Raw genomic sequence first — 23,884 nt, 5'->3', positions numbered from 1 at the left:
TTTGTTACCAGGTGAAGCGCGGGCCCACGAACCACTCGCGGTCGCCGGCCTTGGCCAGCTTCACTTCGCCACTCAGGCCCCAGTTCTGGTTGAACTTGGCGGTGGCGCCGACACGGCCATAGAACTCGCCGTCCGGGTTGATGCCGTGCTTCTTGCTGAAATCTTCGTAGCCGGCCATCACGTAGCCTTCCACGTACGGGTTGAACGCGGTGCGCACGCCCACTTCGGTGGAGTAGCCGTTGAAGTCCAGGCCGCGCTTCTCGTCGTACTTCTGGTACGCAACACGGGCCACCAGGTCGGTGTTCGGTGCGATGCCGTAGTTGTAGCCGACACCCAGGCGCCACTGGTCGACGTCATTCTTGAACTTGTCGGTTTCCTGGGCGCTGTAGTCGCCAAAGACGTGGAAGTTCGGGTGCACCGCAACGGAACCCTTCACCTTCCAGCCATCGGCGTCGCCGCCCTTGGCATCGGTGTTCACGTAGCCGCCTTCAACGTAGTTGTACGACAGGCCATCGGTTGCCGATGCAGCGAACGGCAGAGCAGCCAGAAGACCCAGGGCAAGCAGCGAATTCTTGTTCATCGGGACACACCTTTAATTATTTTGGTTTCGTCGACCGCCTCCCGGGAGGGGGAGAGAGAGGAGGCGGTCGACAGGTGTGAATTATCCGTTAGGGGGTCTAATCAACCCTGAATATTGAACTGACTGGTGTATAAATAAGGCTGGCGTTCAGGGAACTCCGCATGGCATTGCTGTTAGACGGGCAACCATAGGTTTGCGTTTTGGCTGAACCTATGGTTGCGCAAGGGCTGAGAACCTATGGTTGCAGTGACTTAGGGGCAGAGCTGACGTCCGCGGCTGATTGGCCCTCGCCAACAGCCCAGGAGGCAAGCGCCGCCGTGACATCGGTCCAACCTTGTCGGTCCTTAACAAGTAAGGAGCCCCTTTAGGTGCCCTACGAGGGTTCGCGGGGAGTCGGACGAAGCATGCGGTTGGCCTTAGCGACTCAGGACTAGTAGTGGTCGACATCGCTAGAGTCTCGTCCGCTACGGGCCGTACGCTGACGCGCCTCGCTCCTCTTGAAGTTCACGGCTGCTTCATGCCAGAAGCTGACATCGCTAGGCTACCTCCGACGCTTCTCAGAGGCCTTAATATCAAGCCCGCCTTAACGCTGCATGCGGCTAAGACCGGCGGCACTCCATCTACTAAATGGGCCCTGCGTCGGGCCGGCATTGTGGAGCGCGTTGCCGAAGGGCTATGGAAGGTGCCGGACGACCTGGCCGAGCGTGGCCGCCAGTACGACGCGCAGCGCCTGGGCGGCGTGGCCGTGGAGCTGAAATCGCACTTGCCCATCGAGCGGCAGGCCCGCGTGATCGGGGCCACGTGGCTCGACCAGCAGTTGATCGGCGGCGGCTCGGGCCTGGGCGACCTAGGCTTTGGTGGCGAGGCCAGGCCATGCAACAGCGCGCCGACTTCCTGGCCGAACAGGCGCTGGCCGAGCGGCGCGGGCAGCGCGTGATCCTGGCGCGCAACCTGCTGGGCACGCTGCGCAACCGGGAACTGGCACAGGCCGCGAAGGACATTGCCGCTGAAACCGGCCTGGAGCATCGCCCGGTGGCCGACGGGCAGCGTGTGGCTGGCATCTACCGGCGCAGCGTCATGCTCGCCAGCGGGCGCTACGCGATGCTGGACGACGGCATGGGATTCAGGTTGGTGCCGTGGCGGCCGATGATCGAGCAGCGGCTGGGGCAGCATATCGCCGCCGTGGTGCGCGGTGGCGGCGTATCTTGGGAGCTTGGACGGCAGCGCGGGCCAAGTATTTCTTGAGACCCTTCATCTACTTGTCGAACGGCCGAGCGCCTTCATCAGCCCCGGCTTCTGGCTCGCAAAGGTGCCATAGAAGACCTCATTACCGATGAGCGTGATCGGAGCCACGCGCACGCCGGTTCGTGACTTGGCTTCCGCAGAAATCTTCGGGTCGGTCAGGTCGCGTTCTTCAAACACGATGCTCTGCTGGGACAGCCACTCCTTCAGCACCCGGCAGTCCGGGCAGGCTGGAGTGCTATAGATGATGATGCGCGGGGTGCTGGCTTGGTTCATGGTCGTGCCTTCACTTTCCCCGAGCGGCAAGCCAGCTCTTCATCATGGCGATCTCTCCTTCCTGCGCAGAGATAACCTCCTGAGCCAACTCGCGGACCTCCGGGTCCTTGCCGTACTGCAACGCCACCTTGGCCATGTCGATCGCGCCCTGGTGATGCGGGATCATGCCGCGCATAAAGTCCACATCGGCATCGCCGCTGAAGTCAATCATCATGTCGGCGTGCATGCGGTCATTGCCGGCACGGTAGGCGGTCGTCGAGGCGTCGCCCGAGCTGCCGGTCCCCGCCTGTTGGCCGCGTTCTCCAAGCCACTTATTCATCATGGCGATCTCGCCTTCCTGCGCAGAGATAACCTCCTCGGCCAACTTGCGGACCTCCGGGTCCTTGCCGTACTGCAACGCCACCTTGGCCATGTCGATCGCGCCCTGGTGGTGCGGGATCATGCCGCGCATGAAATCGACGTCGGCGTTTCCAGTGAACTGCGCTCCCATCCCCGCGTGCATCTGGTCGTTCACGGCGCGATACGCGGTCGTGGAAGGACTGTCATTGGCCGAGGCGCTGGAGGGCATCGCGTGCCCATGGTGACCTCCGCTCGCATTGGCCTGCATCACTTCACCCGACGGGACCACCTTCTTCTGAACGGCCCTCAGGCCGATGGCGACCACGACGGCGCCCGCAATGAACAACAGGCTGAACTTGTTGACTCTCATGAAAAACTCCTTGAATGAGGTTGATGGAGTCACTGTAGGGCCTCCCATTGTTGGAAGGTCAAGGCCCTCATTTCGCCGTTGATGCCGATGAAAACCCTCGGCGCAAGATCCAGTCCTTCACTTCCGCCGCCTACGACAACGCGCTGTCGAAGCTGCAGCGGTGGAGGCAGGTGATGTAGCGCCTGAGGTGACCGCTAGATGGAACACCTTCCGCATCGGCCCGATCAGCCCGGACCTAGCCGCACCGGCTTTCGCGCGGTCTGCCACAGCAGCGGCACCAAGATCAGCGCCAGGGCCGGGAAGATCATCCAGTTGACCGCCTGCCAGCCCGAGTTGTGCAGGATCGATCCCGCGAGGAACGACACGGCTGCCGTGGCGGCGAAGACGAAGAAATCGTTCATGCCCTGCGCCTTGCTGCGCTCGGCCGGGGTGTGGCAATCGGTGACCATCGCCGTCGCGCCAATGAAGCTGAAGTTCCAGCCGATGCCCAGCAGCGCCAGCGAGCCCCAGAAGTGGGACAGGCCGAGCCCGCCCAGGGCCACCACCCCGGAGGCGGCGAGCAGCACCATGCCCACGGCGGTCACGCGCTCCTTGCCGTAGCGCACCATCAGCCGCCCAGTGAAGAAGCTCGGCCCGAACATCGCCAGCAGGTGCCACTGGATTCCCAGGGCGGCGTTGTCCACCGAATGCCCGTGGTTGACCATCGCCACCGGCGCGGCGGTCATCACGAACGCCATCACCCCATAGGACACCACGCCTGCGGCCACGGCCAGCGCGTAGCGCGGCATCGCCAGGAGCTGCAGCACCGTGCGGCCGCTGTCGGCGGCGGCTTCGGCCGGGGTCTGGCGCGGCGTGCGCAGCATCAGCAAGATCGGCAGGGCGATCAGCGGCAGCAGCGCCTGGCTGAGGAAGCTGCCGACGTAGGGCGTGCCCGCTACCGCGTCGCGCGTGAAGATCACCAACTGCGGCCCGATGATGGCACCCGCGAGAGCCCCCACCATCACCCAGGAAATCGCCTTGGCCTTGAGCGCGTCCTCGGCGGTGTCGGCGGCTGCGAAGCGGTAGCTCTGCACATACGCGCCGTAGAAGCCCGCCAGGAAGGTGCCGGCGCAGAAGATCCAAAACGAGGCCAGCATGATGCCCAGCGCGGCGATCAGGCCCGAGGCCACGCCGAAGCCGACCCCGACCACGTATCCGTTGCGGCGGCCATGGCGCCGCATGATGAACGCCGCAGGCAAGGTGCCGATGGCAAGACCCAGGCCGAACAGGCTCACAGGCAAGGTGATCGAGGCCGAGTCCTTGGCAAGCTGCTGGCCGACCAGCCCGCCCAGCGACATCACGATGGGCGCGCTGGCGCCACCGAGCGCCTGCGCGGCGGTGAGAACGCCGATGTTTCGGCGCGTGATGCTCTGGTCGGTCATGGGCGGTCCTTCTTGTTCGTTTGTCTGGCCGGAATTATTACACACATGAATATATGTTCAGTTATTAGACAATGATTCGGCCATACGATGCTCATGAACCGCCGCAGCCTGGTCGCTCCTCGCAAATCTCCCGAGCGGCAGAAGAAACAGCCTGCCGTTCCAATGCGAGCAGGTGCTCTTTCACCCGGGTCAGTTGCGCCATGCGTTCCTCGACACAGGCGAGATGGTCCCGGACAGCCTGCGTCAGCAGCTCGGGTTCCGGGGACTCGCGATGCGTCCAGCCCAGCAAGTTGCGCATGTCATCCAGGCCGATGCCCGACGCGCGGTAGTTGCGAATCAGGTAAAGCCGCTCGACATGGGCCGGGCCATAGCGCCGGTAGTTGTTGCGGGACCGCTCGGGAGCGGGCAGCAGGCCCTCCCGTTCGTAGAACCTGATGTTCTCAGGGGCGTGCCGGTCAAGCGCGCGAGTTCACCAATCCTCATCCAGCTCTCCGCGCGCAGCGATGGGGGACGCCACCGCTGCGCGCCGGCCCTCATCCCGGCGACCGGGCGGGCTGCTGCGCCGTGGCGCCCGATTGCACCGTGTGCTCAGTCCAGCCGCCGCCCAGCGCCTTGTACAGATGGATGAGGTTGTTCAGCCGCGTCAGGCGCGTGCGCACCAGGGTCTGCTGCGTGCCGTAATGCGTGCGCTGCGCGTCGAGTACAGTGAGGTTGTTGTCCACGCCCTCCTGGAAGCGCTGCTCGGCCAGCTCGTAGGCCTTCTGGCTGGCCGCCACCAGGAGCTGCTCCGCGCGGATCTGCTCATCGAGCGTGCGCTTGCCCGCCAGGCCGTCGGCCACCTCGGCGAAGGCCGCCTGGATGGACTTCTCGTAGTTGGCGATCTCGATGCGCTTCTGTACGTGCGCCACGTCCAGGTTGGCGCGCAGCGCGCCGCCGCGGAAGATGGGCAGCGTGATCTGCGGCAGGAAGCTCCAGGCCCGCGAGCCCGAATCGAACAGGCCGTCCAGCGAAGCGCTGGCCGTGCCCGCCGAGCCCGTGAGGCTGATCATCGGGAAGAACGCGGCCCGCGCCGCGCCGATGTTGGCGTTGGCGCCGATCAGCATCTGCTCGGCGGCGCGGATGTCCGGCCGGCGCGCGAGCAGTTCGGACGGCAGGCCGCTCGGCAGGCCGGTCGGCACGATGTCGTCCGGCAGCGCCATGGCCTCGTCAAGCTGCCGGGACAGCTCCGGCGTCAGCGGCTGGCCCAACAGCAGCACCAGCGCGTTGCGGTCCTTGGCCGCCTGCCGCGTGTAGGCGGCATGGTTGGCCTCGGCGGTGCGCAGCGCGATCTCTGCGCGGCGCAGGTCGAGCTGCGTGGAGTTGCCCACTTCCACCAGTTGGGTGGTCAGCCCGTAGGAGCGCTTCTGCGTGGCGAGGGTGTCGCTCGTCAGGCGCAGCAGTTCCTGGTCGGCACGCAGCGTGAGGTAGGCGCTGGCCACCTCGGACACCAGGCTCATCTGCGTGGCGATGCGGGTCTCGTCGAGGGCCAGGTAGGACGCCAGCGCCCGGTCGCTGAGGCTGCGGACGCGGCCCCACAGGTCCAGTTCCCAGGCGGCCGTCACCCCGGCCACGTCGTAGCGCCGGAGCACGTCGCTTTGCCCCGTGGTGCTGAGGTCGGCCGGTGCGCGCTCTGACGCGCCGCGGGCGGAAACGCCCAGGTTCGGCAGCATCTCGGCACGCTGGATACGGTACAGCGCCTGAGCCGCCTCCACGTTGAGCGCGGCCTTGCGCATGTCGCGGTTGTTCTCCAGTGAAATGCCGATCAACTGCTGCAGCAGCGGGTCGCGGAAGAAGTCCCGCCAGCCGATCTCGGCCGTGATCGCGTCGTCGGGCGTCGCGGCCGCCGGTTCCACATAGGCCGCGCCCGAGGGATAAGCCGTGTCGATCGGCGATGCGGGCCGGTCATACTTCGGTGCCATGGAGCAGCCAGTCAACGCCGTCGCGAGGGCGAGCGGCGCCAGCGTCCTGGCGGGTCGTGTGAATGCGAAAGATGTTTTCATGTCGTATGTCCTCCTGGCCGTCATGCGTGCTGGTCGGTCATGCCGACACGGGCATGGCGCGCTTCGCGGCGCAGCGCCAGCTTGCGCACCACGACGTAGAACACCGGCGTCAGCACCAGGCCGAATACCGTCACGCCCAGCATGCCGGCGAACACCGCGATGCCCATGGCGTGGCGCATCTCGGCGCCCGCACTGCTGGCCAGCACCAGCGGCACCACGCCAGCGATGAAGGCGAACGACGTCATCAGGATCGGGCGCAGCCGCAAGCGCGCGGCTTCAAGCACGGCTGCCAGCGGATCGGCCCCTTCGCTTTCCTTCGCGCGGGCGAACTCCACGATCAGGATCGCGTTCTTGGCGGCCAGGCCGACCAGCACCACGAAACCGATCTGCGTGAAGATGTTGTTGTCCCCCCCAGAGAGCCAGACGCCGGCGATCGCCGAGAGCAGCGCCATGGGTGCAATCAGCAGCACAGCGAACGGCAGCGACCAACTGTTGTACTGGGCCGCCAGGAACAGGAAGGCGAGCAGCACCGCCAGCGCGAAGATATAGATAGCAGTATTGCCAACTCGCTTTTCCTGGAAAGTCAGGTCCGTCCATTCGTAGGTCATACCGTCCGGCAGCGATTCGCTCACGATCTTCTCAATCGCGGCGGTGGCCTGGCCGGATGAGTAGCCCGGCGCTGGCCCGCCGCTGATGTCGGCCGAGGGGAAGCCGTTGTAATGCATCACCCGGTCGGGGCCGGAACTGCGCTCGATGGTCGCGATCGCGCTCAGCGGGATCATGTCGCCCGCTGCATTGCGCACCTTGAGCATGCCTATGTCCTCAGCCTGCATGCGGAACTGCGCATCGGCTTGGGCCATTACCCGGTAGGTGCGACCGAAGCGGTTGAAGTCGTTGACGTAGAGCGAGCCAAGGTTGACCTGCAGGGTGTCGAACACCTCGGTCAGCGACACGCCCTGCGACTTGGCCTTCACCCGGTCGATGTCCACCTGCAACTGCGGCGCATTGGTCTGGAAGCTGGCGAGCATGTTCGCCAGCTCGGGCGCCTGCATGGCCTTGCCCATGATCTGGCCCTGTGCTTGTGCAAGCGCCTCGGGACCCAGGCCCGCCCGGTCCTCGATCTGCAGCTTAAAGCCGCCCATAGAACCCAGGCCCGGCACCGGCGGCGGCGGGAAGATGCCGACGAAGCCGTCCGGGATCTGGCTGAACTTGCCCATGAGCTTGCCCTGGATGGCGAAGGCCGACAGCGACGGGTCCTTGCGCTCATCGAAGGGCTTGAGCATGGCGAACATCAGCGCGGTGTTCGGCTGGTTCACCGGTCCATTGACCGACAGGCCCGGGAAGGCCACCACGCTCTCGACGCCCGGCTCAGCCAGTGCGATCTTGGTCATCTCCTTGACGACCGCCTCGGTGCGATCCAGCGAGGCGCCGGTCGGAAGCTGGGCGATGCCCACGAGGTAGTACTTGTCCTGGGCGGGCACGAAGCCCGCAGGCACCTTGTGGAAGCCCAGCCAGGTCAGGCTCAGGAAGCCGACGTAGAGCAGCAGCACGATGGCGCTGCCGCGCACCGCGCGGCGCACGCCCCCGACGTAGGAATTCGAGGCGCGGTCGAAGAAGCTGTTGAAGCGGCGGAAGAAGCCGCCGAACACGCCATCGATGATGCGCGTGACGCGATCGGGCTTGGTCGCGCCGTGGTGCGGCTTGAGCAGGATGGCGGCCAGCGCTGGCGACAGCGTAAGCGAGTTGATCGCCGACAGGATGGTCGAGAACGCGATGGTTAGCGCGAATTGGCGATAGAACTCGCCCTGCAGCCCCGACAGGAACGCCGAGGGGATGAAGACCGCTGCCAGCACCGAGGTGATGGCCAGGATCGGGCCAGTCACTTCATCCATCGCCTTGCGCGCCGCGTCCTTGGGTGATTCGCCCAGCGCTATGTGGCGCTCCACGTTCTCCACCACCACGATGGCGTCATCCACCACGATGCCGATGGACAGCACCAGTCCGAACAGCGACAGTGTGTTCAGCGAGAAACCGAACATGTGCATCACCGCGAACGTGCCGACCAGCGAGACCGGCACGGCGATCAGCGGGATGATCGACGCGCGCCAGGATTGCAGGAACAGCACCACCACGATCACCACCAGGAAGATGGCCTCCAGCAGCGTGACGGCGACGGACTGGAGCGAGGCGCGCACGAAGACCGTGGGGTCGTAGGCGACGCTATACTCAATGCCGTCGGGGAACTTGGCTTGAAGTCGGTCCATTGCCGCGCGCACCGCGCTAGACACATCCAGCGCGTTCGCGCCCGGGCTCTGGATGATCTGTATCCCCACCGCCGGCTCGCCATTGAGCAGGCTGCGCAAAGAGTAGGAATCGGCCCCCATCGAGATGCGGGCGACATCCCGCAGGCGAGTTACCTGGCCGTCGGCGCCCGTCTTCACGACGATCTCGCCGAATTGCTCCTCGCTCGACAGTCGGCCCAGAGTGTTGACCGTGACCTGGAACGCCGCCGAGGCATCCGGCTGCTGACCAACCGAACCAGCGGCAACCTGTATGTTCTGCTCGCGGATGGCGGCAACCACGTCGCTCGCGATCAGCCCACGAGCAGCGACCTTGGCGGGTTCGAGCCAGACCCGCATCGAATACTCCCCGGCGCCCCAGACTAGGACATCGCCGACGCCTGGCGTACGAGCCAGCTCATCCTTCACATGAAGTGTGGCGTAGTTGGAGACGTACAGCGGATCATATCGACCTCCAGGCGAAAGCAAATGCACCACCATGAGAACGTCCGGCGACGTTTTCTCGGTGACAACACCGATGCGCTGAACTTCAGGCGGTAGGCGCGGCAACGCCCGCGAGACCCGGTTTTGCACCTGGATCTGCGCAATGTCGGCGTTGATATGCTGCTCGAAGGAGACGGTGAGCACCATTTTCCCGTCGGTGGACATCTGAGACTGCATGTACATCATGCCTTCTACGCCGTTGATCGCCTGCTCCAGCGGTGATGCCACGGTATCGGCGATCACTTGCGGGTTGGCACCGGGATAGCTAGCGGTGACCTGCACCGTGGGAGGCGTGACCTGCGGGTATTCGCTCAGCGGCAGCTGGAAGTAGCTGATCGCGCCCGCGATCAGCATCAGCAGCGACAGGACGATGGCGAAGACCGGCCGGTTGATGAAGAAGCGGGGGAAATTCATTTGCGGGCCTCCGCCGAGCCGGCCGCGCCGTCAGCCTTGGCGGGGTCCGCGCCGCCGGCCTTGGCAGGCGCCGCAGCGGGAGCCGGAGCGTTTGCCGCAGCCTTGGTCGCGCCGGCCGCGCCTGCGGCCGGTGCCGCGGGCGCCTGCATGGGCACCATGCGCGGCGTGACCGCCATGCCGGGGCGCACGAGGCCCTTGATGATGATCTTCTCACCGGCCTGCAGGCCGCCGTTGATGACGCGCAGCCCGTCCACCACCGGCCCCAGTTCGATGGGCCGGTACTGGGCCTGGTTGTTCTCGCCCACAACCAGCACGTAGTTGCGCCCTTGGTCGGTGCCCACGGCCTGATCGTCGATCAGGACGGCCTCGCGCGCCGCGCCGGTGGACAGCTTGGCCCGGACGAACATGCCGGGTGCCATGCGCCCATCCGGATTGGGCACAACGGCGCGCACGCGGATCGTGCCGGTGCTTCGGTCAATGGTGTTGCCCACGAAGTCGAGCGCGCCCCTGTGCGGGAAACCCTTGTCCGTGGTCAGCCCGACCTGCACGGGCAGCGAGGCCTTGCCGCCGGCGTCCGCAGCGGGCCGCGAGCGGCTCACGACGTTGAGGTACGTGGCTTCGTCGATGTCGAAGTACACGTGCAGCGGGTCGATGGACACGACCGTGGTCAGCAGCGTGGCCGCGCCGGCGACACCGCCGCTGACCAGGTTGCCCTCGGTCACGAGCACGCGGTCAACGCGCCCGGCGATGGGCGCCGTGACGCGGGCGTAGGACAGATCCAGCCGCGCCGCAGCGACGGCGGCCTTGGCCGCTTGCACCTGGGCCTGGCGCGCACTGCGCGCGGAGACGGCATCGTCGTAGGTCTTGCGCGCGACAGCGCCGGTCGCCACCAGGCGCTCGGCGCGGTCGAAGTCGGCCTGGGCCTGACTGGCCAGCACCTCGGCCTGTTGCAGTTGCGCCGCAGCCGTGTCGAGCGAGACCTGGAACGGCCGGGGGTCGATCTGGAACAGCAGTTGTCCCTTGCGCACCAGTCTGCCCTCGGGGACGCTCACAGCATCGACGGCGCCGCCGACCCGCGAGCGCAGCTCGACGGTCTTGGGCGCGGCCAGGAAGCCGGTGTACTCGGCCGATGGCGCGACCGTGCGGGTGATGACCTCGGCCACGGGCACCTGCGGCGCCATCGGCGCGTCCGCCGGGGGTGCCGCGGCCTTGCTCTCGTCCTTGGCGTCGCGGGCGGCAATCGCTATGCCCCCGACGGCTGCGATGAGGCCTGCCACCACAACGATTCTGATTTTTTTACGCATGGAAGTGCCCCTTTCTTGGATGCAGGACTCCGGCCCTTCCGAAGCGCTCTGCAGAAATTTGTGTGGAGGCTGGGCGTTACAACGAAGGCAAGGTCAAGCCCTTTGGGTTGCCCTAGCGGGCAGGCTGCATGGACAAGGTGGTGGGGAACCCCGCGTCGTCGCCGTGGCCACTCCGACATCCAGCTCACGAATGCCGTTATGCGGTTGAACCGGTCGGTCTTGTGGGTGATTGCGAGCGCGGGAGGCTCAGGCGTCCAAGCTGCCGCCGCCCATTGCTGTGCCTGCGCGGCATCCCGGCGCCCAGGCAGGGCCCGCGATTTAGGCTGTTGCGCCCAGGCCGCATCGAGGACGTCCTTGAGGCTAACCGGCGGCGTGGGTACCGGCGCCTCGCAACCTGCCATTCGCCTGGGTGCTTGGGCCTGGTCAGTCGTCGGCTTTGTCCTCGGAAATGTGGACCGCCATGTCCTGCAGCACCTGGCTGACGTGCTGGTCCGCGATGCTGTAGAAGATGTGCTTGGCTTGGCGTTCGCCGCGCACGAGGCGCGCTCCGCGCAGCAGCCGCAGGTGATGGCTGACCAGAGACTGCGACAGGTCGAGCGCTTCGGCGATGTCCCCCACGGCGACCGAGCCATGCATGCACTGCAGCAGGATCTTCAATCGCGATTGGTCGCCCAGCAGGCGGAAGGTCTCGGCCAGAACAGCGACGTCACTTTGCGACATTGCGAGGGCATCGGTCGCCGCGTCGTGGCTGGTGGTCGAGCATTGCGAGGTGTCGGCGCTGGTGGTTTCGCGGGACGTCATGGATGCAAATCCTCAAGTGGAGTGCGAGCCGGCTCGCGCGGCCTCAATGCCTGTGACCAGGAGCGGAATGGTCGTGGTCATGGCCGTGGCTGTGCCCGCCGCCATGCTTGTGATTGCCATGATCATGGCCGCTGTGGTCATGACCGCTGTGATCGTGGCCGCTGTGGTCCTGACGCTCCGACGTGGGCTGCAAGCTGCAGACGTTCTCGTCGGTGCCCGAGTTCCAGTCGATCCCGACCGTGGCGTGTTCGATGCTGAATTGCTCTCGAAGCACCGCTTCGACGCGTTTGACCACGGCGCGTGCTTCCTCGTCCACGTTGGGGCGAACGTGCAGCGTGGCCATCGTGCGCCCGGAGGTGAGCTGCCACACGTGAACGTGGCTGACGGCCGCCAGGCCCGGCACGGCGCCCATCAGGCCTTGCTCCACCTTTTCCGGCGAAGCATCCTCCGGCGCGCCTTCCAGCAGGATGTGGATCGACTTGGCGAGCAGCTTCCATGCGCTGCGCAGGATCAGCGCCGCCACCAGGACCGACAGGATGGGATCTATCGGCGTCCAGCCCGTGAGGTAGATGACGATCGCAGCGACGATGGCGCCGACCGAGCCGAGCAGGTCGCCCATCACGTGCAGGATGGCCCCCTTCACGTTGACGTGATCGGTCTCTCCGCGGGTCATGATCCACAGCACGAGCACGTTCACCAGCAGGCCGAGCACGGCGACGATCATCATCGGGCCGGCCAGGATCACGGGCGGCGCCTGCAGCCGCTCCCACGCCTCGTAGGCGATCCAGGCGACGATCGCGAACAGGGTCACGGCGTTCAGGAAACCGGCGATGACCTCGAAGCGCAGGTAGCCGAAGGTGCGCTTGCTGTCGGCCGCGCGGCGGCCGAACCGGAATGCTGCGTAGGCCAGTGCGAGCGCCGCGGCGTCGGTCAGCATGTGGCCCGCGTCGGCCAGCAAGGCCAGCGAGCCCGACAGCACGCCTCCGACGGCCTCCACAACCATGAAGCCGAAGATCAGGAAAAAGGACAGCAGGACCTTGCGCTCGTTGGCGCTGGTCACGGTCGGGGTGTGGTCATGATCATGGTCGTGATCGTGACCATGGTCATGGTCATGGTCATGGTCATGGTCATGTGCGTGGGATTGGGACATGGGGCCTCGGGAAACTGGGTCTTTGACTGTGGCTCAAAATATAACACATGAATATGTGTTCATGTGAATTGATTTGCACATTTGTGTCCGCGTCTCACCACGGCCGGGATGCCGCTCCGGGCAATTGCCTTAGCCTGGCTCGGCGACCATTCCCCACGCTTGGCAAGCAGCCGTTGATCTAACATCCAGTGGCAATATCCCCCCTGGGGGGATATGATTTCAGCATGGAAGACATGCATAAGCACACCACCCATCCCGACCTGGTGAAGCGGCTCAAGCGCGCCGAGGGGCATCTGCGGCACGTCATCGGGATGATCGAAGGGGGAGAAACCTGCCTCGACATCGCCCGCCAGCTCGCGGCGGTGGAAAGCGCGGTGACGGCGGCCAAGCGCGTCCTGATCCACGACCACATCGACCACTGCCTGTCCCATGACGAGGACTCCGTTCTGACCGAAATGAAGGCGCTGACCAAACTGCTCTGAGGCCGTCCGATGCTCTCCGTGCTGAAGAACCGCACCTACCGCCACCTGTTCACCGCCCAGGTGATCGCGCTCGTCGGCTCCGGCCTGATGACGGTGGCGCTCGGCCTGCTGGCCTACGAGCTGGCCGGCGCGGATGCAGGCGCGGTGCTCGGGACGGCGCTGGCCATCAAGATGCTGGCGTACGCGGGGGTCGCGCCGGTCGCGCAGGCCTTCGCCGACCGGCTCCCGCGGCGCTCGCTGCTCGTGGCGCTGGACCTCGTGCGAGCGGCCGTCGCGCTGTCCCTGCCCTTCGTCACCGAGGTCTGGCAGATCTACCTGCTGATCTTCGTTCTGCAGGCGGCGTCCGCCGGCTTCACGCCGACCTTCCAGGCCACCATCCCGGACATCCTTCCCGACGAAGAGGACTACACGAAGGCGCTGTCGCTGTCCCGGCTGGCCTACGACCTGGAAAGCCTGATTTCCCCGATGCTGGCCGCCGCGCTGCTGACCGTCATCAACTTTCACAACCTGTTCGCAGGAACGGTGCTCGGTTTCCTCGTTTCAGCCGCTCTCGTGGTCAGCGTGCGGTTGCCCACGTCCGTCCCCGGCCGGCGCCGCGGCATCTGGGAGCGAACGACGCGCGGCACGCGCATCTACCTCGCCACGCCACGCCTGCGGGGCCTGCTGGCGATCAGCCTGGCCGTCTCGGCGGCAGGCGCGATGGTGTTCGTGAACACGGTGGTGCTCGTGAAGGCGCGTTTCGGCCTGGGCGAAGTCGAGGTGGCGTGGGCACTGGCGGCGTTCGGAGGCGGCTCGATGGTGGCCGCCTTCGTCTTGCCGTCCCTACTGGAGAAAGTAGCCGACCGACCCGCGATGCTCACCGGCGCCGCTGTCCTCGTCGTGGGCACGGCGATCGGCGCACTGCTGCCGAGCTATGTGCTGTTGCTGCCGCTGTGGCTGGTGATCGGCTTTGGCTACAGCGTGGCGCAGACGCCATCCGGCCGTCTTCTGCGCCGCTCGGCCCACGCCGAGGACCGTCCAGCGATCTTCGCGGCCCACTTCGCGCTGTCGCACGCCTGCTGGCTCATCTGCTACCCGCTGGCCGGACGCTTCGGCGCGGCCACGGGGCTGCAATCGACGTTCGTCGTCATGTCCTTGATCGGCCTGGCTGGCGTGGCGCTGGCGCTTCGGCTGTGGCCGGCCAGCGACCCGTCGGACTTGGCCCATGACCATCCGAACCTGTCGGCGGATCACCCCCACTTGCGTCAGCACGCGAACCAAGGCGGGCACCATCACGTGCTGGTCGTGGATGACTTGCACCGGATCTGACCGAAAGGATAGGCCTCACGGGACGCGGTAAGGGCTGTTTCGCACCAAGGCTAGTCGTCGCTGTTGTCCTCAACGATGTGGATGGCCATGTCCAGCAGCACCTGGCTCACGTGCTTGTCCGCTACCTCATAGAAGATCTGCTTGGACTGGCGCACGCCCCTGACCAGACGGGCTCCACGCAACAGTCGAAGGTGATGGCTGACCAACGACTGCGAGAGTTCGACGGCTTCCGCGATGTCGCTTACCGACGTGGACCCCTTCATGCAGCACAGCATGACCTTGAGCCGCGACGGATCGCCCAGGAGCCGGAAAGTCTCGGCCAGGATGGTCACGTCATTCTGTGACAGGGAGGCCAGATCGGTGCTTGGGCCCTTCGGTGGGGCACTGACTGGTTTGCGTGGAGTCATCTCTCAAAAATTCCTACCCTCGAACGGCTGTTCGTGCCCTTCAGGATCAACGAGGCTGCGACCGCTTGAGCGCGCGCACAGCCCGGGACCAGGGCGAGCCTGGCGACCAAGGCCCCTCGTTTCCCCCGTGCGCCGGGCCATTTCTGAAACCTGACAGTACCCGAAAAAAGCGCTTGACCTTCCCACGATGGTAAACCCCAAGCTCCCCCCGTGTCGAATATCAACTATGGGAAACAACCATGAGCATGCCAATAACGAGTGATGCTCGTGCCACCGCAGCAGCGATCAGCCTACCCATCGAGGGCATGACCTGCGCGAGCTGCGTCGGCCGAGTCGAGGCCGCCCTGGCCAAGGTGCCGGGCGTGGACAGCGTTTCCGTCAATCTCGCCAACGAGCGGGCGGACATCCGCCTGGCCGGTCCTGTCGATCGCATCGCGTTGATCCAGGCGGTCGAGAAGGTCGGCTACGACGTGCCGGCTGGCACCGTCGAACTGGCGGTCGAGGGCATGACCTGCGCCTCCTGCGTGGGCCGCGTCGAGAAGGCACTCAAGGCCGTGCCCGGCGTCACCGAGGCCACGGTCAACCTCGCGACCGAGCGTGCCACCGTGCGCGGCGTGGCCGCCGTGGCGGACCTGATCGCGGCCATCGAGAAGGTCGGCTACGAGGCCAACCCGGTGGATACCGGCGCGCAGGCCGACGAGGAAGCCGCCGAGAAGAAGGACGCCGAGCGCGCCGAACTCAAGCGCGACCTGACCCTGGCCGCCGTGCTGGCGCTGCCTGTGTTCGTGCTCGAAATGGGCTCGCACATGATTCCCGGCATGCATGAGTGGGTGGCTTCCACCATCGGCATCCAGCAGAGTTGGTATCTGCAGTTCGTGCTGACCCTGCTGGTGCTCGCCATTCCGGGCTGGCGCTTCTACGAGAAGGGCTTCCCGGCGCTGTTCCGCCTGGGTCCCGACATGAACTCGCTGGTCGCGGTCGGCACGGCCGCGGCCTTCGGCTATTCGATGGTCGCCACATTCGCGCCCAGTCTGCTGCCGGCCGGCACGGTGAACGTGTACTACGAGGCGGCCGCCGTCATCGTGGCGCTGATCCTGCTGGGCCGCTTTCTTGAGGCACGGGCCAAGGGCCGCACCTCCGAGGCCATCAAGCGCCTGGTCGGCCTGCAGGCCAAGGAGGCGCACGTGCTGCGCGACGGCCGCATCGTGGACATCCCGATCAACGACGTGGCGCAGGGCGACATCGTGGAAGTGCGCCCCGGCGAGCGCGTGCCGGTCGATGGTGAAGTGACCGAGGGCCGCAGCTTCGTGGACGAGTCGATGATCACCGGCGAGCCGATTCCCGTGGAAAAGGCGGAAGGCAGCACCGTGGTCGGCGGCACCGTCAACCAGAAGGGTGCGCTGACGCTGCGTGCCACCGCCGTGGGCGGTCAGACCATGCTGGCGCAGATCATCCGCATGGTCGAGCAGGCGCAAGGTTCCAAGCTGCCGATCCAGGCCGTGGTGGACAAGGTGACACTGTGGTTCGTGCCCGCCGTCATGCTGGCCGCCGTGCTGACCTTCTTGGTCTGGCTGGTGTTCGGCCCGTCGCCCGCGCTGTCCTTCGCGCTGGTCAATGCCGTGGCGGTGCTGATCATTGCCTGCCCGTGCGCCATGGGTCTGGCGACGCCGACCTCCATCATGGTCGGCACGGGCCGCGGCGCCGAGATGGGCGTACTGTTCCGCAAGGGTGAAGCCCTGCAACTGCTCAAGGACGCCAAGGTGGTGGCCGTGGACAAGACCGGCACGCTGACCGAGGGCCGCCCGGTCCTGACCGACCTGGAGATTGCCGACGGCTTTGACCGCAACCAGGTGCTGGCGAAGGTCGCCTCTGTCGAATCGCGCTCGGAGCATCCGATCGCACGCGCCATCGTCGAGTCGGCCGTGGAAGGTGGCATCGCGCTGCCGACGATGACCGACTTCGATTCGGTCACGGGCATGGGTGTGCGTGCCACCGTGGACGGCGCGCGTGTCGAGGTCGGTGCCGATCGCTTCATGCGTGAGCTGGGGTTGGACGTGAGCGGCTTCGCTCGCACGGCCGAGCGCCTGGGCAATGAGGGCAAGTCGCCGCTGTACGCCGCGATCGACGGCCGACTGGCCGCCATCATCGCGGTGGCCGATCCGATCAAGTCCAGCACGCCCGCGGCCATTGCTGCGCTGCACCAGCTCGGCCTGAAGGTGGCGATGATCACCGGCGACAACGCGCGTACCGCGCAGGCCATCGCCAAGCAACTGGGCATCGACGAGGTGGTGGCCGAAGTGCTGCCCGAGGGCAAGGTCGAAGCCGTGCGCCGCTTAAAGGCCACCCACGGCCAGATCGGCTACGTGGGTGACGGCATTAACGATGCGCCGGCGCTGGCCGAGGCCGACGTGGGCCTGGCGATCGGCACCGGCACCGACGTGGCGGTGGAGTCGGCCGACGTGGTGCTGATGTCCGGCAACCTGCAGGGTGTGCCCAACGCCATCGCGCTGTCCAAGGCCACCATCGGCAACATCCGCCAGAACCTGTTCTGGGCGTTTGGCTACAACACGGCCCTGATCCCGGTAGCTGCTGGCGTCCTATACCCCGCATACGGTGTGCTGCTGTCCCCAATTTTCGCGGCCGGAGCGATGGCGCTGTCCAGCGTGTTCGTGCTCGGCAACGCGCTGCGCCTGCGCCGCTTCCAGCCGCCGCTGGCGGCGGATACCGCTCATTGAGAAAGGAGGAACACCATGAACATCGGTGAAGCATCCAAGGCCTCGAAGGTCTCGGCCAAGATGATCCGCTACTACGAGCAGATCGGCTTGATTCCCCCGGCCGACCGGAACGATTCGGGCTACCGCGCCTATAGCCAGGACGACGTACACCGGCTGCACTTCATCCGGCGTGCGCGCGACCTCGGCTTCTCGGTGGCCGAGATCACGGACCTGCTGGGACTGTGGAACGACAAGTCGCGCCAGAGTGCCGACGTCAAGCGCCTGGCGCAGCAGCACATCTCCGAGCTGGACCGGCGCATCGCGAGCATGTTGGAGATGGCCGAGACGCTCAAGGCGCTGATCCGGTGCTGCGCCGGCGACGAACGGCCCGACTGCCCGATCCTGCACACGCTGGAGCAACTCGATACCAGCGACGACGAGCCCGAAGCGCGCACCGGCGCCGTGCCACGGCGTACAAGTGGCAACGCAGCGGCAACGAAGCCGCGTGCGCACTGAGCAGCCGGGAGAGACATGCCCAAGATCACCGTCTTGCCCCATCCTGAACTGGCGCCCGAGGGCGCCGAGCTGAACGTGCCGGTCGGCACCTCGATCTGCGAGGCGCTGCTAGACAACGGCATCGAGATCGAACATGCCTGCGACATGAGCTGCGCCTGCACGACCTGCCACTGCATCGTGCGCAAGGGGTTCGATTCCCTCAACGAGGTCGAGGAGTGCGAGGACGACCTGCTTGACCGGGCCTGGGGGCTAGAGGCGCAATCGCGCCTGAGCTGCCAGGCCATCGTGGCGAACGAGGACCTGACCGTCGAGATCCCGAAATACACGATCAACCATGCCAAGGAGAACCACTAGGACCCAGCGTGCCGCCGCGGGCGCGCCGGCCTGCGGCGGGGTTGCTCTGGCAGACGGAGGACTGACGGCGTTGCAGCCTGACGACCGACCCGCGAGCCAGATGTCTACACCCCCTTGCACCACCGCCGGTTAGGCTGGAAATGTCGTCAAAGTCCTTCAATCCGTGATAGTCGGCGCTGCGGCCGGCCCATGAAAAGTCCCACAGGAGAAGTCCAGCATGTCTGCGCCCAAACAAGCCACGCTCTACCGGATGGTCATGCCCGGCCATACCTGCCCCTACGGGCTGAAGTCGCTCGATCTGCTCAACCGCAAGGGCTACGAGGTCGAGGACAAACACTTGGCGAGCCGCGAGCAGACGGATGCGTTCAAGAAGGAGCATGGCGTCGAGACCACGCCCCAGGTCTTCATAAACGGGCGGCGCGTGGGCGGCTACGACGACCTGCGCAAATTCTTCGGCATGTCCGTGAAGGACAAGAACGCCGTGACCTACATCCCTGTGATCGCGCTGTTCGCCATGGCGGCCGCGATGGCGCTGGCGGCGAGCTGGGCGGCCTTCGGCCAGCTCTGGAGCATTCAGGCGGCAGAGTGGTTCGTGGCCTTTGCCATGTGTCTCCTGGCGCTGCAGAAGCTCAAGGACGTGGACGGCTTCGCGACGATGTTCCTCAACTACGACCTGCTGGCCAAGCGCTGGGTTCGGTATGCCTATTTCTACCCGTTCGCGGAGGCCATCGCAGGCGTCCTGATGGTCGCGGGCGTGGGGATGTGGGTGTCGATTCCGTTGGCGCTGTTCATCGGGACCGTCGGGGCCGTGTCGGTTTTCAAGGCGGTCTATGTCGATCGCCGGGAACTCAAGTGCGCCTGTGTGGGCGGGGACAGCAACGTGCCGCTGGGCTTTGTGTCCCTGACCGAGAACCTGATGATGGTGGCGATGGCCCTGTGGATGTGGGCCAAGGTCGCCTACCTTGGGATGCACTGAGCGCCGCGCCAGGTACGGCACAGCGCACGTGCTCGCATCGGTTGTCCTGTGTGCAGGCCGGCCACGACGCGGTGTTACTACGCGCGCGGCGGGAAGCCAGCTTCGCTCAGGGCCGCGGCGATCTGCTCTTGCGAGGCCGAGGTCTGGACCTCGACACGGCGGGTCGGCGGGTCCGTGACGATCTTAGCGTTGGGGTCGATCGTTTGGATCGTTTTCGTAACGGTGCGGGCGCAGCCGCCGCAGGTCATGTCTTCGAGATGGAATTGCATGGAAAACTCCTTTCGGGTTTGGGTGTTTGAAGTCTGGTCCTTGCCAAGGTTGGAAGGTCAAGCGCTATTTGCATCCCCGCTACACCAATCGGCCGAATGCTCATAGGGGCAAGGCCGTGGTGCTCTTTACCCGATCCAGCACGAAGCTTGTCTTGCAGTCCTGCACGCTGGGGTGCTTGAGCAGCGTGTCGAGCACGAAGCGAGAGTAGTGAGCCATGTTCTTGACGACCACCCGCAGCAGATAAGGCGTGTCCAAATCCAGCATCGTCGCCGCCGCCTTGGCGTCCTGGCTGTCGCCGGACGCGGCCGACCAGCGCGAGGCAGCCATCGCCAAGCGATTGGATCGGCTGTCGCGCCAAGCCGAGCGCATGGAGCGCGATCAGAACATCGCCATCGAAACGCTGGCGCTGTTCATCCGCTACTACCTCACCGTCAGCACGCCGGTTCCCGAAGCGCACCAAGACGCGGCCCGCGCGCAGGGCAAGGCGCGATTCGAGCAGTTCACCGAGCAGCTTGGCCGCCACCTGATGCGCGGGCGCAGCCTGGTGCGTGACGTGGTGGAGGAACTGCACCCCGACCCGATGCGGATGGAGGACGCAGCGGCAGCCGCTCAAGCACGGGAGCGTGCGTCATGAGCGCCGTTCCCCAATCCATGAGCGCCACGTCGCTCGACCGGCGCATCCAGATGCTGCGCACGGCAATGGGGCCGCTGATCGCCACCGCGCTCGAAGACCCCGACGTCGTGGAAATCATGCTCAACCCGGACCGCACCCTTTGGGTGGATCGCCTGTCTGTAGCCACCTCGCATCCATGGCAGTGTTCGCTTCGGGTCGAATAGGGGCCCTAGCATTCCTGATCGCGTCGTCGGCGCCAGCTCGTCTGCTTTCGGCCGGAACCTACGCGTATGCTAGCAATCACAGTCCACAAAACCTTGTGGCGATTCAACTTGAATGAACTGCTATGCGCCAGCTTTGGATTGAAGACGAGTGATGTGGTCGAAGGCAGCGAGTTTCGCCTCCGCTTGAGACTTGTAGTTGCGGCGAGCGTGCAGGACAGTTGAGTCGTCTAGCGCAGCCAAGGTACAGGCCCATTCTCCGCCGCGCGGGTAAACGGTAATGCGGAATCCATCCGAAGTGATATGCGGATTCCCCTTTGCCGAAACTTTCCACGCACGCGCAGTCCAACGCTTGCGCTTTGCTGCGCTGCTTTTCATAGAGGCTTCACGGGCTCGCGAGGCCGCCAGGTCGCCTTCCATGTGGCCGGCACATACACACCCAACCTCGAGAACGTTCGGGTAATCTGGGTGCTCCATGTGATGGACGTAGCGGATGGTTTGCGACTCGCACATCTCGCAATCGATCTGCGGCTCTCCAAGATCCTCAATATCTACGCAAGTCCAGCCGCGATGCGGCACTCCGGCTACAGACCACTTGCCTCGCCTATGCGCGACCAGCTCTTATTCTGTCAGAGGATTAGTTACTGCCATAGACCCTGACTACCTAGTAGCCGGACCCTAGAGTCCGGTCAAATGAATTATTCACAGCGCACCTTGTGGCAGGCTATCCCCTGATACCGCTCGATCTTATGTCCGCTGCGTCCGGGTATCAAGCACATGCATACCCCCACCACGAACAGGGCGGGAGCGAGCCCTTCAGCGGAGGTCTCCCTGGAGTCGAAACTGGAGGCTAGCATCGCTCGGGCCGAAACCTGCCTCAGTGCCCGCTTCTGGCCAGAACCGGACGTTCTGCACGAGTAGCGAGCATGTCTGCAGAGAGATGGCGGTTAGGTGGTCGGGTCCCGACGCTGTACCTTACTTGGCTCCAGCGGGCTGATCCGACGAAGCGGTGGTTGGGGCCTCGGCCAGTTCAGGCGAAATGAAGTTGGCATGCACCAAGGCAAGCTGCCCACCTTCAGCAGCGTAGTACTCGGTGACCCCGCAGTTGGGCACATCGCCTTCGCGGTCAAGGTCGAGGATGGCATCCTCGTCCATGCCTTCTAGAAGGTATCGCATGCAATTCACAATCACTTGGTGCGCGACGATCATCACGCGTGCACCGGCGTGGTTCCGTTGGAGATCCCCGACAACGCCGCGTAGCCGCAAGATGACATCACACCAGCTTTCTCCGCCCGGTGGGCGAAAGTAGAACTTTCCGACCAGCCGTCTCTGCGCGGCCAGTTCCGGGAAGGTAGCGACGATGCCACTGGAGGTGTAGCGGTCCAGAACGCCGAACTCCTTCTCACGCAGGCGCTCATCAATGATTAGACGGTGGCCAGGGCCAAGCGCGTCGGCCACGGCTTGGGCGGTCTGCCTTGCACGCATGTATGGAGAAGTCAGCACGATTTGCGGGCGTTGGTGCTCGGCAAGTCCCAGTACCCAAGCACCCAGTGCTTGCGACTGGCGCTCCCCCAGCGAGGAGAGAGGCACGTCCGCGTCGCGGTGTTCCAACTCGATTAAGGTGATGTTATTTGCCTCAGCGTGGTCTCGCGCAACGTTTCCGGCGCTTTGGCCATGCCGTACCACCCAGATCCGCTCTGGCCACCGCGCGGCAACCCCCTCCATCGCACTGTTCTGCTGCATATCAATCTCCCGCTTATCTGTCCGGGCGTTGTAGCGGGCATAAAGTCCTGCAAACGACTGGGTTGAGACATGGTTGAGACCTTGTCGACGACCGAGCCACCTTATCCCCGCTTGACGAAAAGCCGATGTCCGCTGCAAGCGCTCCCTTTCGCAGCGAAGCGCTATGCCTTTGCCTAAGCCTCCACATCGCGCATTGTTAGCGCCGTTTCAAGGCCGGTTTAGTGTCGGCTGCATCGGGCACATGCGCGGCGCAAGAAGGAAGTTCTGTATGTCATTGGGGGAGAGCGCGACACTGTCATAGCATTCGAATTGACTGCACCCCAAGCGAAACCTTTCAACTTTGAAGTCTTCCCGAGCTGCTTCAATGCCCTCCCCCAAGCGAGAGCTGAGCTAGTCGCTCATCGATTCTTAACCGCGCCAGATCCAACCCCGTGTCATCGTTGGCGTAGGGTGAGCCAAACAACGGGACCTCTACCCACCAGCATTCCTGACCGGGGTGTACGTAAGGCGCATGATCGTCTAGCAGAAGGGCCTCCCCGGCGTGAGATGTAACAAATCGCAGGTCCTTAGTTGGTCCGTACCATGAAACGTAGTGAAGCTTCCCAAACCAGCTCGGGGCCACACCCTCCGCTACGAGAAGCCTACAGATTTCTCGCACTCTTGACTCCGGAACAGTCGTAAAGAGTACTAGCTGACTGAACTTGATCCGCATCGCTTCCAGGAACGCGAACAGGCCAGGGCGTGGGATCTGGCTGACCGCATTTGAGATCAGCGTTCCTTCTAGGTCCATTGCAAGAATGGTTGGTCTCATACATCCCTCTGATCTTTAGCCAGACCTGCACGAAAGTCAGACCGCTTCAGGTGCGCATGAACAACAGTCAGCAGTACGACCGTATTCCAGCGTCCATGGTAAATGGCACCCCTTGCCTAGGTGCTGACGTGCTGCCCATCCAAGTAAGATCGCACATCCCGAAGTTCGCGCAAGCCTCCGCGACAAATAAAATCCAGCACGGTGTTACCAGCAAACATGGGCGCCATGTTAGGTCGCCTTATCCAGCCATCCGCCTGAATGGGGTCAGGCAGAAGGATATGAAGAGCTTTGTAAATGCCGAGTAGATAGCTAATCCGCACCAGGACCTCGGCATCGATATGCTCGTAGGCCCCTCGCGCCCATGCCTCATAAAAAGCATCGGGTGGGCTTCCAAGCAAAGCTCTCTGCTGAGGTCCGGACAGTTGCCATCGCGCAGCGAGGTTGAAGAACGCTCTCAATGCTGAGCCTGAAAGCTCTTCGCGACTGAGCTCATCTGTAGGGATGGTCATCATGTACTCATCTTCCAATCAACCTCCCTTAGAGGCACATCGTGGCGCAGCACAACCCCACGCCTACAGGTGCGCCGACATCTCTTTCAACAGTCGGCAGCATGCCCATGCTAGCGCAATCCACAAACTGTATTGCGTACTAAATCATCTGACATGCCAGCCGCTGTAGCAGCATGCATATCAGATGATCTGATACGTGATCAGATAATCTGCGCCCCACAAGCAAGAAGATGTGCTCGCT

The 23,884-nt window shown here is 64.6% G+C and carries 21 protein-coding genes and 4 pseudogenes; 9 read left to right on the top strand and 16 right to left on the bottom strand.

Going from position 1 to position 23,884, the window contains the following annotated elements:
* Nucleotides 1-4: 4 nt before the first annotated feature.
* Nucleotides 5-580, bottom strand: a complete 576-nt coding sequence (locus tag ACSYS9_RS00855) for an OmpO family porin (protein ID WP_043034956.1) — start codon at nt 578-580, stop codon at nt 5-7.
* Nucleotides 581-1,097: 517 nt separating this feature from the next.
* Between ACSYS9_RS00855 and ACSYS9_RS00850 the strand changes: the two are divergent.
* Nucleotides 1,098-1,825: pseudogene (locus ACSYS9_RS00850) on the top strand (DUF3363 domain-containing protein).
* 6 nt (nt 1,826-1,831) lie between these two features.
* Here ACSYS9_RS00850 and ACSYS9_RS00845 read toward each other — a convergent pair.
* The 10 genes and pseudogenes from ACSYS9_RS00845 to ACSYS9_RS00800 all read right to left on the bottom strand — a co-directional run bounded on the left by ACSYS9_RS00845 (nt 1,832) and on the right by ACSYS9_RS00800 (nt 12,719).
* Entirely contained in the window at nt 1,832-2,098 is a 267-nt protein-coding gene (locus ACSYS9_RS00845; protein WP_008786730.1) for a glutaredoxin family protein, read from the bottom strand.
* Between the two features lie 10 nt (nt 2,099-2,108).
* Nucleotides 2,109-2,807: a CopM family metallochaperone gene (copM, locus tag ACSYS9_RS00840; RefSeq protein ID WP_071228802.1), complete on the bottom strand. Its 699-nt coding sequence runs from the start codon at nt 2,805-2,807 to the stop codon at nt 2,109-2,111.
* Between the two features lie 224 nt (nt 2,808-3,031).
* A complete protein-coding gene (locus ACSYS9_RS00835) occupies nt 3,032-4,228 on the bottom strand; it encodes an MFS transporter (RefSeq protein WP_049462200.1) in 1,197 nt (398 codons plus the stop codon).
* A 91-nt stretch (nt 4,229-4,319) separates the two neighbouring features.
* On the bottom strand, nt 4,320-4,526 hold the full coding sequence (locus ACSYS9_RS00830; protein ID WP_239684303.1) for a hypothetical protein: 207 nt from the start codon (nt 4,524-4,526) through the stop codon (nt 4,320-4,322).
* Nucleotides 4,527-4,571: 45 nt separating this feature from the next.
* Nucleotides 4,572-4,637, bottom strand: a pseudogene (locus ACSYS9_RS00825) (hypothetical protein); the annotation flags it as partial.
* A 124-nt stretch (nt 4,638-4,761) separates the two neighbouring features.
* The gene (locus ACSYS9_RS00820; protein ID WP_049462201.1) at nt 4,762-6,267 is read right to left on the bottom strand and encodes an efflux transporter outer membrane subunit; all 1,506 of its coding nucleotides are present in this window, start codon (nt 6,265-6,267) and stop codon (nt 4,762-4,764) included.
* A gap of 20 nt (nt 6,268-6,287) precedes the next feature.
* Nucleotides 6,288-9,464 (bottom strand): efflux RND transporter permease subunit, encoded by a 3,177-nt coding sequence (locus ACSYS9_RS00815; RefSeq protein ID WP_049462202.1) that lies wholly within the window; start codon nt 9,462-9,464, stop codon nt 6,288-6,290.
* Nucleotides 9,461-10,768 (bottom strand): efflux RND transporter periplasmic adaptor subunit, encoded by a 1,308-nt coding sequence (locus tag ACSYS9_RS00810; protein ID WP_049462203.1) that lies wholly within the window; start codon nt 10,766-10,768, stop codon nt 9,461-9,463. The genes ACSYS9_RS00815 and ACSYS9_RS00810 overlap by 4 nt, the downstream gene beginning before the upstream one ends.
* A 423-nt stretch (nt 10,769-11,191) precedes the next feature.
* The gene (locus ACSYS9_RS00805) at nt 11,192-11,569 is read right to left on the bottom strand and encodes an ArsR/SmtB family transcription factor (protein ID WP_049462204.1); all 378 of its coding nucleotides are present in this window, start codon (nt 11,567-11,569) and stop codon (nt 11,192-11,194) included.
* Between the two features lie 43 nt (nt 11,570-11,612).
* Nucleotides 11,613-12,719, bottom strand: coding sequence for a cation diffusion facilitator family transporter (locus tag ACSYS9_RS00800; protein ID WP_279947639.1), 1,107 nt, complete (start codon nt 12,717-12,719; stop codon nt 11,613-11,615).
* Between the two features lie 233 nt (nt 12,720-12,952).
* Here ACSYS9_RS00800 and ACSYS9_RS00795 point away from each other — a divergent pair, with 233 nt between their 5' ends.
* The gene (locus ACSYS9_RS00795; RefSeq protein WP_169708473.1) at nt 12,953-13,201 is read left to right on the top strand and encodes a metal-sensing transcriptional repressor; all 249 of its coding nucleotides are present in this window, start codon (nt 12,953-12,955) and stop codon (nt 13,199-13,201) included.
* Nucleotides 13,202-13,210: 9 nt separating this feature from the next.
* Nucleotides 13,211-14,509 carry an MFS transporter gene (locus ACSYS9_RS00790; RefSeq protein ID WP_049462206.1) on the top strand — a complete coding sequence of 433 codons (1,299 nt, stop codon included), beginning with the start codon at nt 13,211-13,213 and terminating at the stop codon, nt 14,507-14,509.
* Between the two features lie 50 nt (nt 14,510-14,559).
* On the opposite strand, the gene ACSYS9_RS00785 is transcribed toward ACSYS9_RS00790, so the two are convergent.
* Nucleotides 14,560-14,841 (bottom strand): ArsR/SmtB family transcription factor, encoded by a 282-nt coding sequence (locus tag ACSYS9_RS00785; RefSeq protein WP_425523792.1) that lies wholly within the window; start codon nt 14,839-14,841, stop codon nt 14,560-14,562.
* A gap of 314 nt (nt 14,842-15,155) precedes the next feature.
* Here ACSYS9_RS00785 and ACSYS9_RS00780 point away from each other — a divergent pair, with 314 nt between their 5' ends.
* The 4 genes from ACSYS9_RS00780 (at nt 15,156) to ACSYS9_RS00765 (ending at nt 19,476) form a co-directional block, all read left to right on the top strand.
* Nucleotides 15,156-17,651, top strand: coding sequence for a heavy metal translocating P-type ATPase (locus tag ACSYS9_RS00780; protein ID WP_049462208.1), 2,496 nt, complete (start codon nt 15,156-15,158; stop codon nt 17,649-17,651).
* 15 nt (nt 17,652-17,666) lie between these two features.
* Complete coding sequence (gene cueR, locus ACSYS9_RS00775; protein WP_049462209.1) at nt 17,667-18,146, top strand: Cu(I)-responsive transcriptional regulator; 480 nt, start codon at nt 17,667-17,669, stop codon at nt 18,144-18,146.
* Between the two features lie 15 nt (nt 18,147-18,161).
* Entirely contained in the window at nt 18,162-18,500 is a 339-nt protein-coding gene (gene fdx, locus ACSYS9_RS00770) for an ISC system 2Fe-2S type ferredoxin (RefSeq protein WP_008786744.1), read from the top strand.
* Between the two features lie 217 nt (nt 18,501-18,717).
* Nucleotides 18,718-19,476, top strand: a complete 759-nt coding sequence (locus ACSYS9_RS00765; RefSeq protein ID WP_049462210.1) for a MauE/DoxX family redox-associated membrane protein — start codon at nt 18,718-18,720, stop codon at nt 19,474-19,476.
* 77 nt (nt 19,477-19,553) lie between these two features.
* On the opposite strand, the gene ACSYS9_RS00760 is transcribed toward ACSYS9_RS00765, so the two are convergent.
* A complete protein-coding gene (locus tag ACSYS9_RS00760) occupies nt 19,554-19,745 on the bottom strand; it encodes a heavy-metal-associated domain-containing protein (protein ID WP_049462211.1) in 192 nt (63 codons plus the stop codon).
* A 100-nt stretch (nt 19,746-19,845) separates the two neighbouring features.
* Complete coding sequence (locus ACSYS9_RS00755) at nt 19,846-19,962, bottom strand: Lrp/AsnC ligand binding domain-containing protein (protein ID WP_239684509.1); 117 nt, start codon at nt 19,960-19,962, stop codon at nt 19,846-19,848.
* Between the two features lie 28 nt (nt 19,963-19,990).
* Between ACSYS9_RS00755 and ACSYS9_RS00750 the strand changes: the two are divergent.
* Together ACSYS9_RS00750 and ACSYS9_RS00745 are read left to right on the top strand one after the other, a co-directional pair.
* A pseudogene (locus ACSYS9_RS00750) lies at nt 19,991-20,380 on the top strand (CopG family transcriptional regulator); the annotation flags it as partial.
* Between the two features lie 50 nt (nt 20,381-20,430).
* Nucleotides 20,431-20,538 (top strand): annotated as a pseudogene (locus tag ACSYS9_RS00745) (P-type conjugative transfer ATPase TrbB); the annotation flags it as partial.
* Nucleotides 20,539-21,555: 1,017 nt separating this feature from the next.
* Here the strand turns inward: ACSYS9_RS00745 and ACSYS9_RS00740 are convergent.
* Nucleotides 21,556-22,323, bottom strand: a complete 768-nt coding sequence (locus ACSYS9_RS00740) for a histidine phosphatase family protein (protein ID WP_134950774.1) — start codon at nt 22,321-22,323, stop codon at nt 21,556-21,558.
* 927 nt (nt 22,324-23,250) lie between these two features.
* The gene (locus tag ACSYS9_RS00735; RefSeq protein WP_080356540.1) at nt 23,251-23,646 is read right to left on the bottom strand and encodes a hypothetical protein; all 396 of its coding nucleotides are present in this window, start codon (nt 23,644-23,646) and stop codon (nt 23,251-23,253) included.
* Nucleotides 23,647-23,884: the final 238 nt, after the last annotated feature.

Source organism: Stenotrophomonas sp. STK17_22 (assembly GCF_051983905.1).
Classification (GTDB): domain Bacteria; phylum Pseudomonadota; class Gammaproteobacteria; order Xanthomonadales; family Xanthomonadaceae; genus Stenotrophomonas; species Stenotrophomonas maltophilia_A.
The sequence above is the reverse complement of the archived record's forward strand: the minus strand, read 5'-3'. Positions and strand labels throughout refer to the sequence as shown.

Bases quoted from the DNA above. Each gene is read 5' to 3' on its own strand.
- ACSYS9_RS00855 (WP_043034956.1), bottom strand. From the start codon at position 580: ATGAACAAGAATTCGCTGCTTGCCCTGGGTCTTCTGGCTGCTCTGCCG.
- ACSYS9_RS00845 (WP_008786730.1), bottom strand. From the start codon at position 2,098: ATGAACCAAGCCAGCACCCCGCGCATCATCATCTATAGCACTCCAGCC.
- copM (WP_071228802.1), bottom strand. From the start codon at position 2,807: ATGAGAGTCAACAAGTTCAGCCTGTTGTTCATTGCGGGCGCCGTCGTG.
- ACSYS9_RS00835 (WP_049462200.1), bottom strand. From the start codon at position 4,228: ATGACCGACCAGAGCATCACGCGCCGAAACATCGGCGTTCTCACCGCC.
- ACSYS9_RS00830 (WP_239684303.1), bottom strand. From the start codon at position 4,526: ATGCGCAACTTGCTGGGCTGGACGCATCGCGAGTCCCCGGAACCCGAG.
- ACSYS9_RS00820 (WP_049462201.1), bottom strand. From the start codon at position 6,267: ATGAAAACATCTTTCGCATTCACACGACCCGCCAGGACGCTGGCGCCG.
- ACSYS9_RS00815 (WP_049462202.1), bottom strand. From the start codon at position 9,464: ATGAATTTCCCCCGCTTCTTCATCAACCGGCCGGTCTTCGCCATCGTC.
- ACSYS9_RS00810 (WP_049462203.1), bottom strand. From the start codon at position 10,768: ATGCGTAAAAAAATCAGAATCGTTGTGGTGGCAGGCCTCATCGCAGCC.
- ACSYS9_RS00805 (WP_049462204.1), bottom strand. From the start codon at position 11,569: ATGACGTCCCGCGAAACCACCAGCGCCGACACCTCGCAATGCTCGACC.
- ACSYS9_RS00800 (WP_279947639.1), bottom strand. From the start codon at position 12,719: ATGTCCCAATCCCACGCACATGACCATGACCATGACCATGACCATGAC.
- ACSYS9_RS00795 (WP_169708473.1), top strand. From the start codon at position 12,953: ATGCATAAGCACACCACCCATCCCGACCTGGTGAAGCGGCTCAAGCGC.
- ACSYS9_RS00790 (WP_049462206.1), top strand. From the start codon at position 13,211: ATGCTCTCCGTGCTGAAGAACCGCACCTACCGCCACCTGTTCACCGCC.
- ACSYS9_RS00780 (WP_049462208.1), top strand. From the start codon at position 15,156: ATGAGCATGCCAATAACGAGTGATGCTCGTGCCACCGCAGCAGCGATC.
- cueR (WP_049462209.1), top strand. From the start codon at position 17,667: ATGAACATCGGTGAAGCATCCAAGGCCTCGAAGGTCTCGGCCAAGATG.
- fdx (WP_008786744.1), top strand. From the start codon at position 18,162: ATGCCCAAGATCACCGTCTTGCCCCATCCTGAACTGGCGCCCGAGGGC.
- ACSYS9_RS00765 (WP_049462210.1), top strand. From the start codon at position 18,718: ATGTCTGCGCCCAAACAAGCCACGCTCTACCGGATGGTCATGCCCGGC.
- ACSYS9_RS00760 (WP_049462211.1), bottom strand. From the start codon at position 19,745: ATGCAATTCCATCTCGAAGACATGACCTGCGGCGGCTGCGCCCGCACC.
- ACSYS9_RS00755 (WP_239684509.1), bottom strand. From the start codon at position 19,962: ATGGCTCACTACTCTCGCTTCGTGCTCGACACGCTGCTCAAGCACCCC.
- ACSYS9_RS00740 (WP_134950774.1), bottom strand. From the start codon at position 22,323: ATGCAGCAGAACAGTGCGATGGAGGGGGTTGCCGCGCGGTGGCCAGAG.
- ACSYS9_RS00735 (WP_080356540.1), bottom strand. From the start codon at position 23,646: ATGATGACCATCCCTACAGATGAGCTCAGTCGCGAAGAGCTTTCAGGC.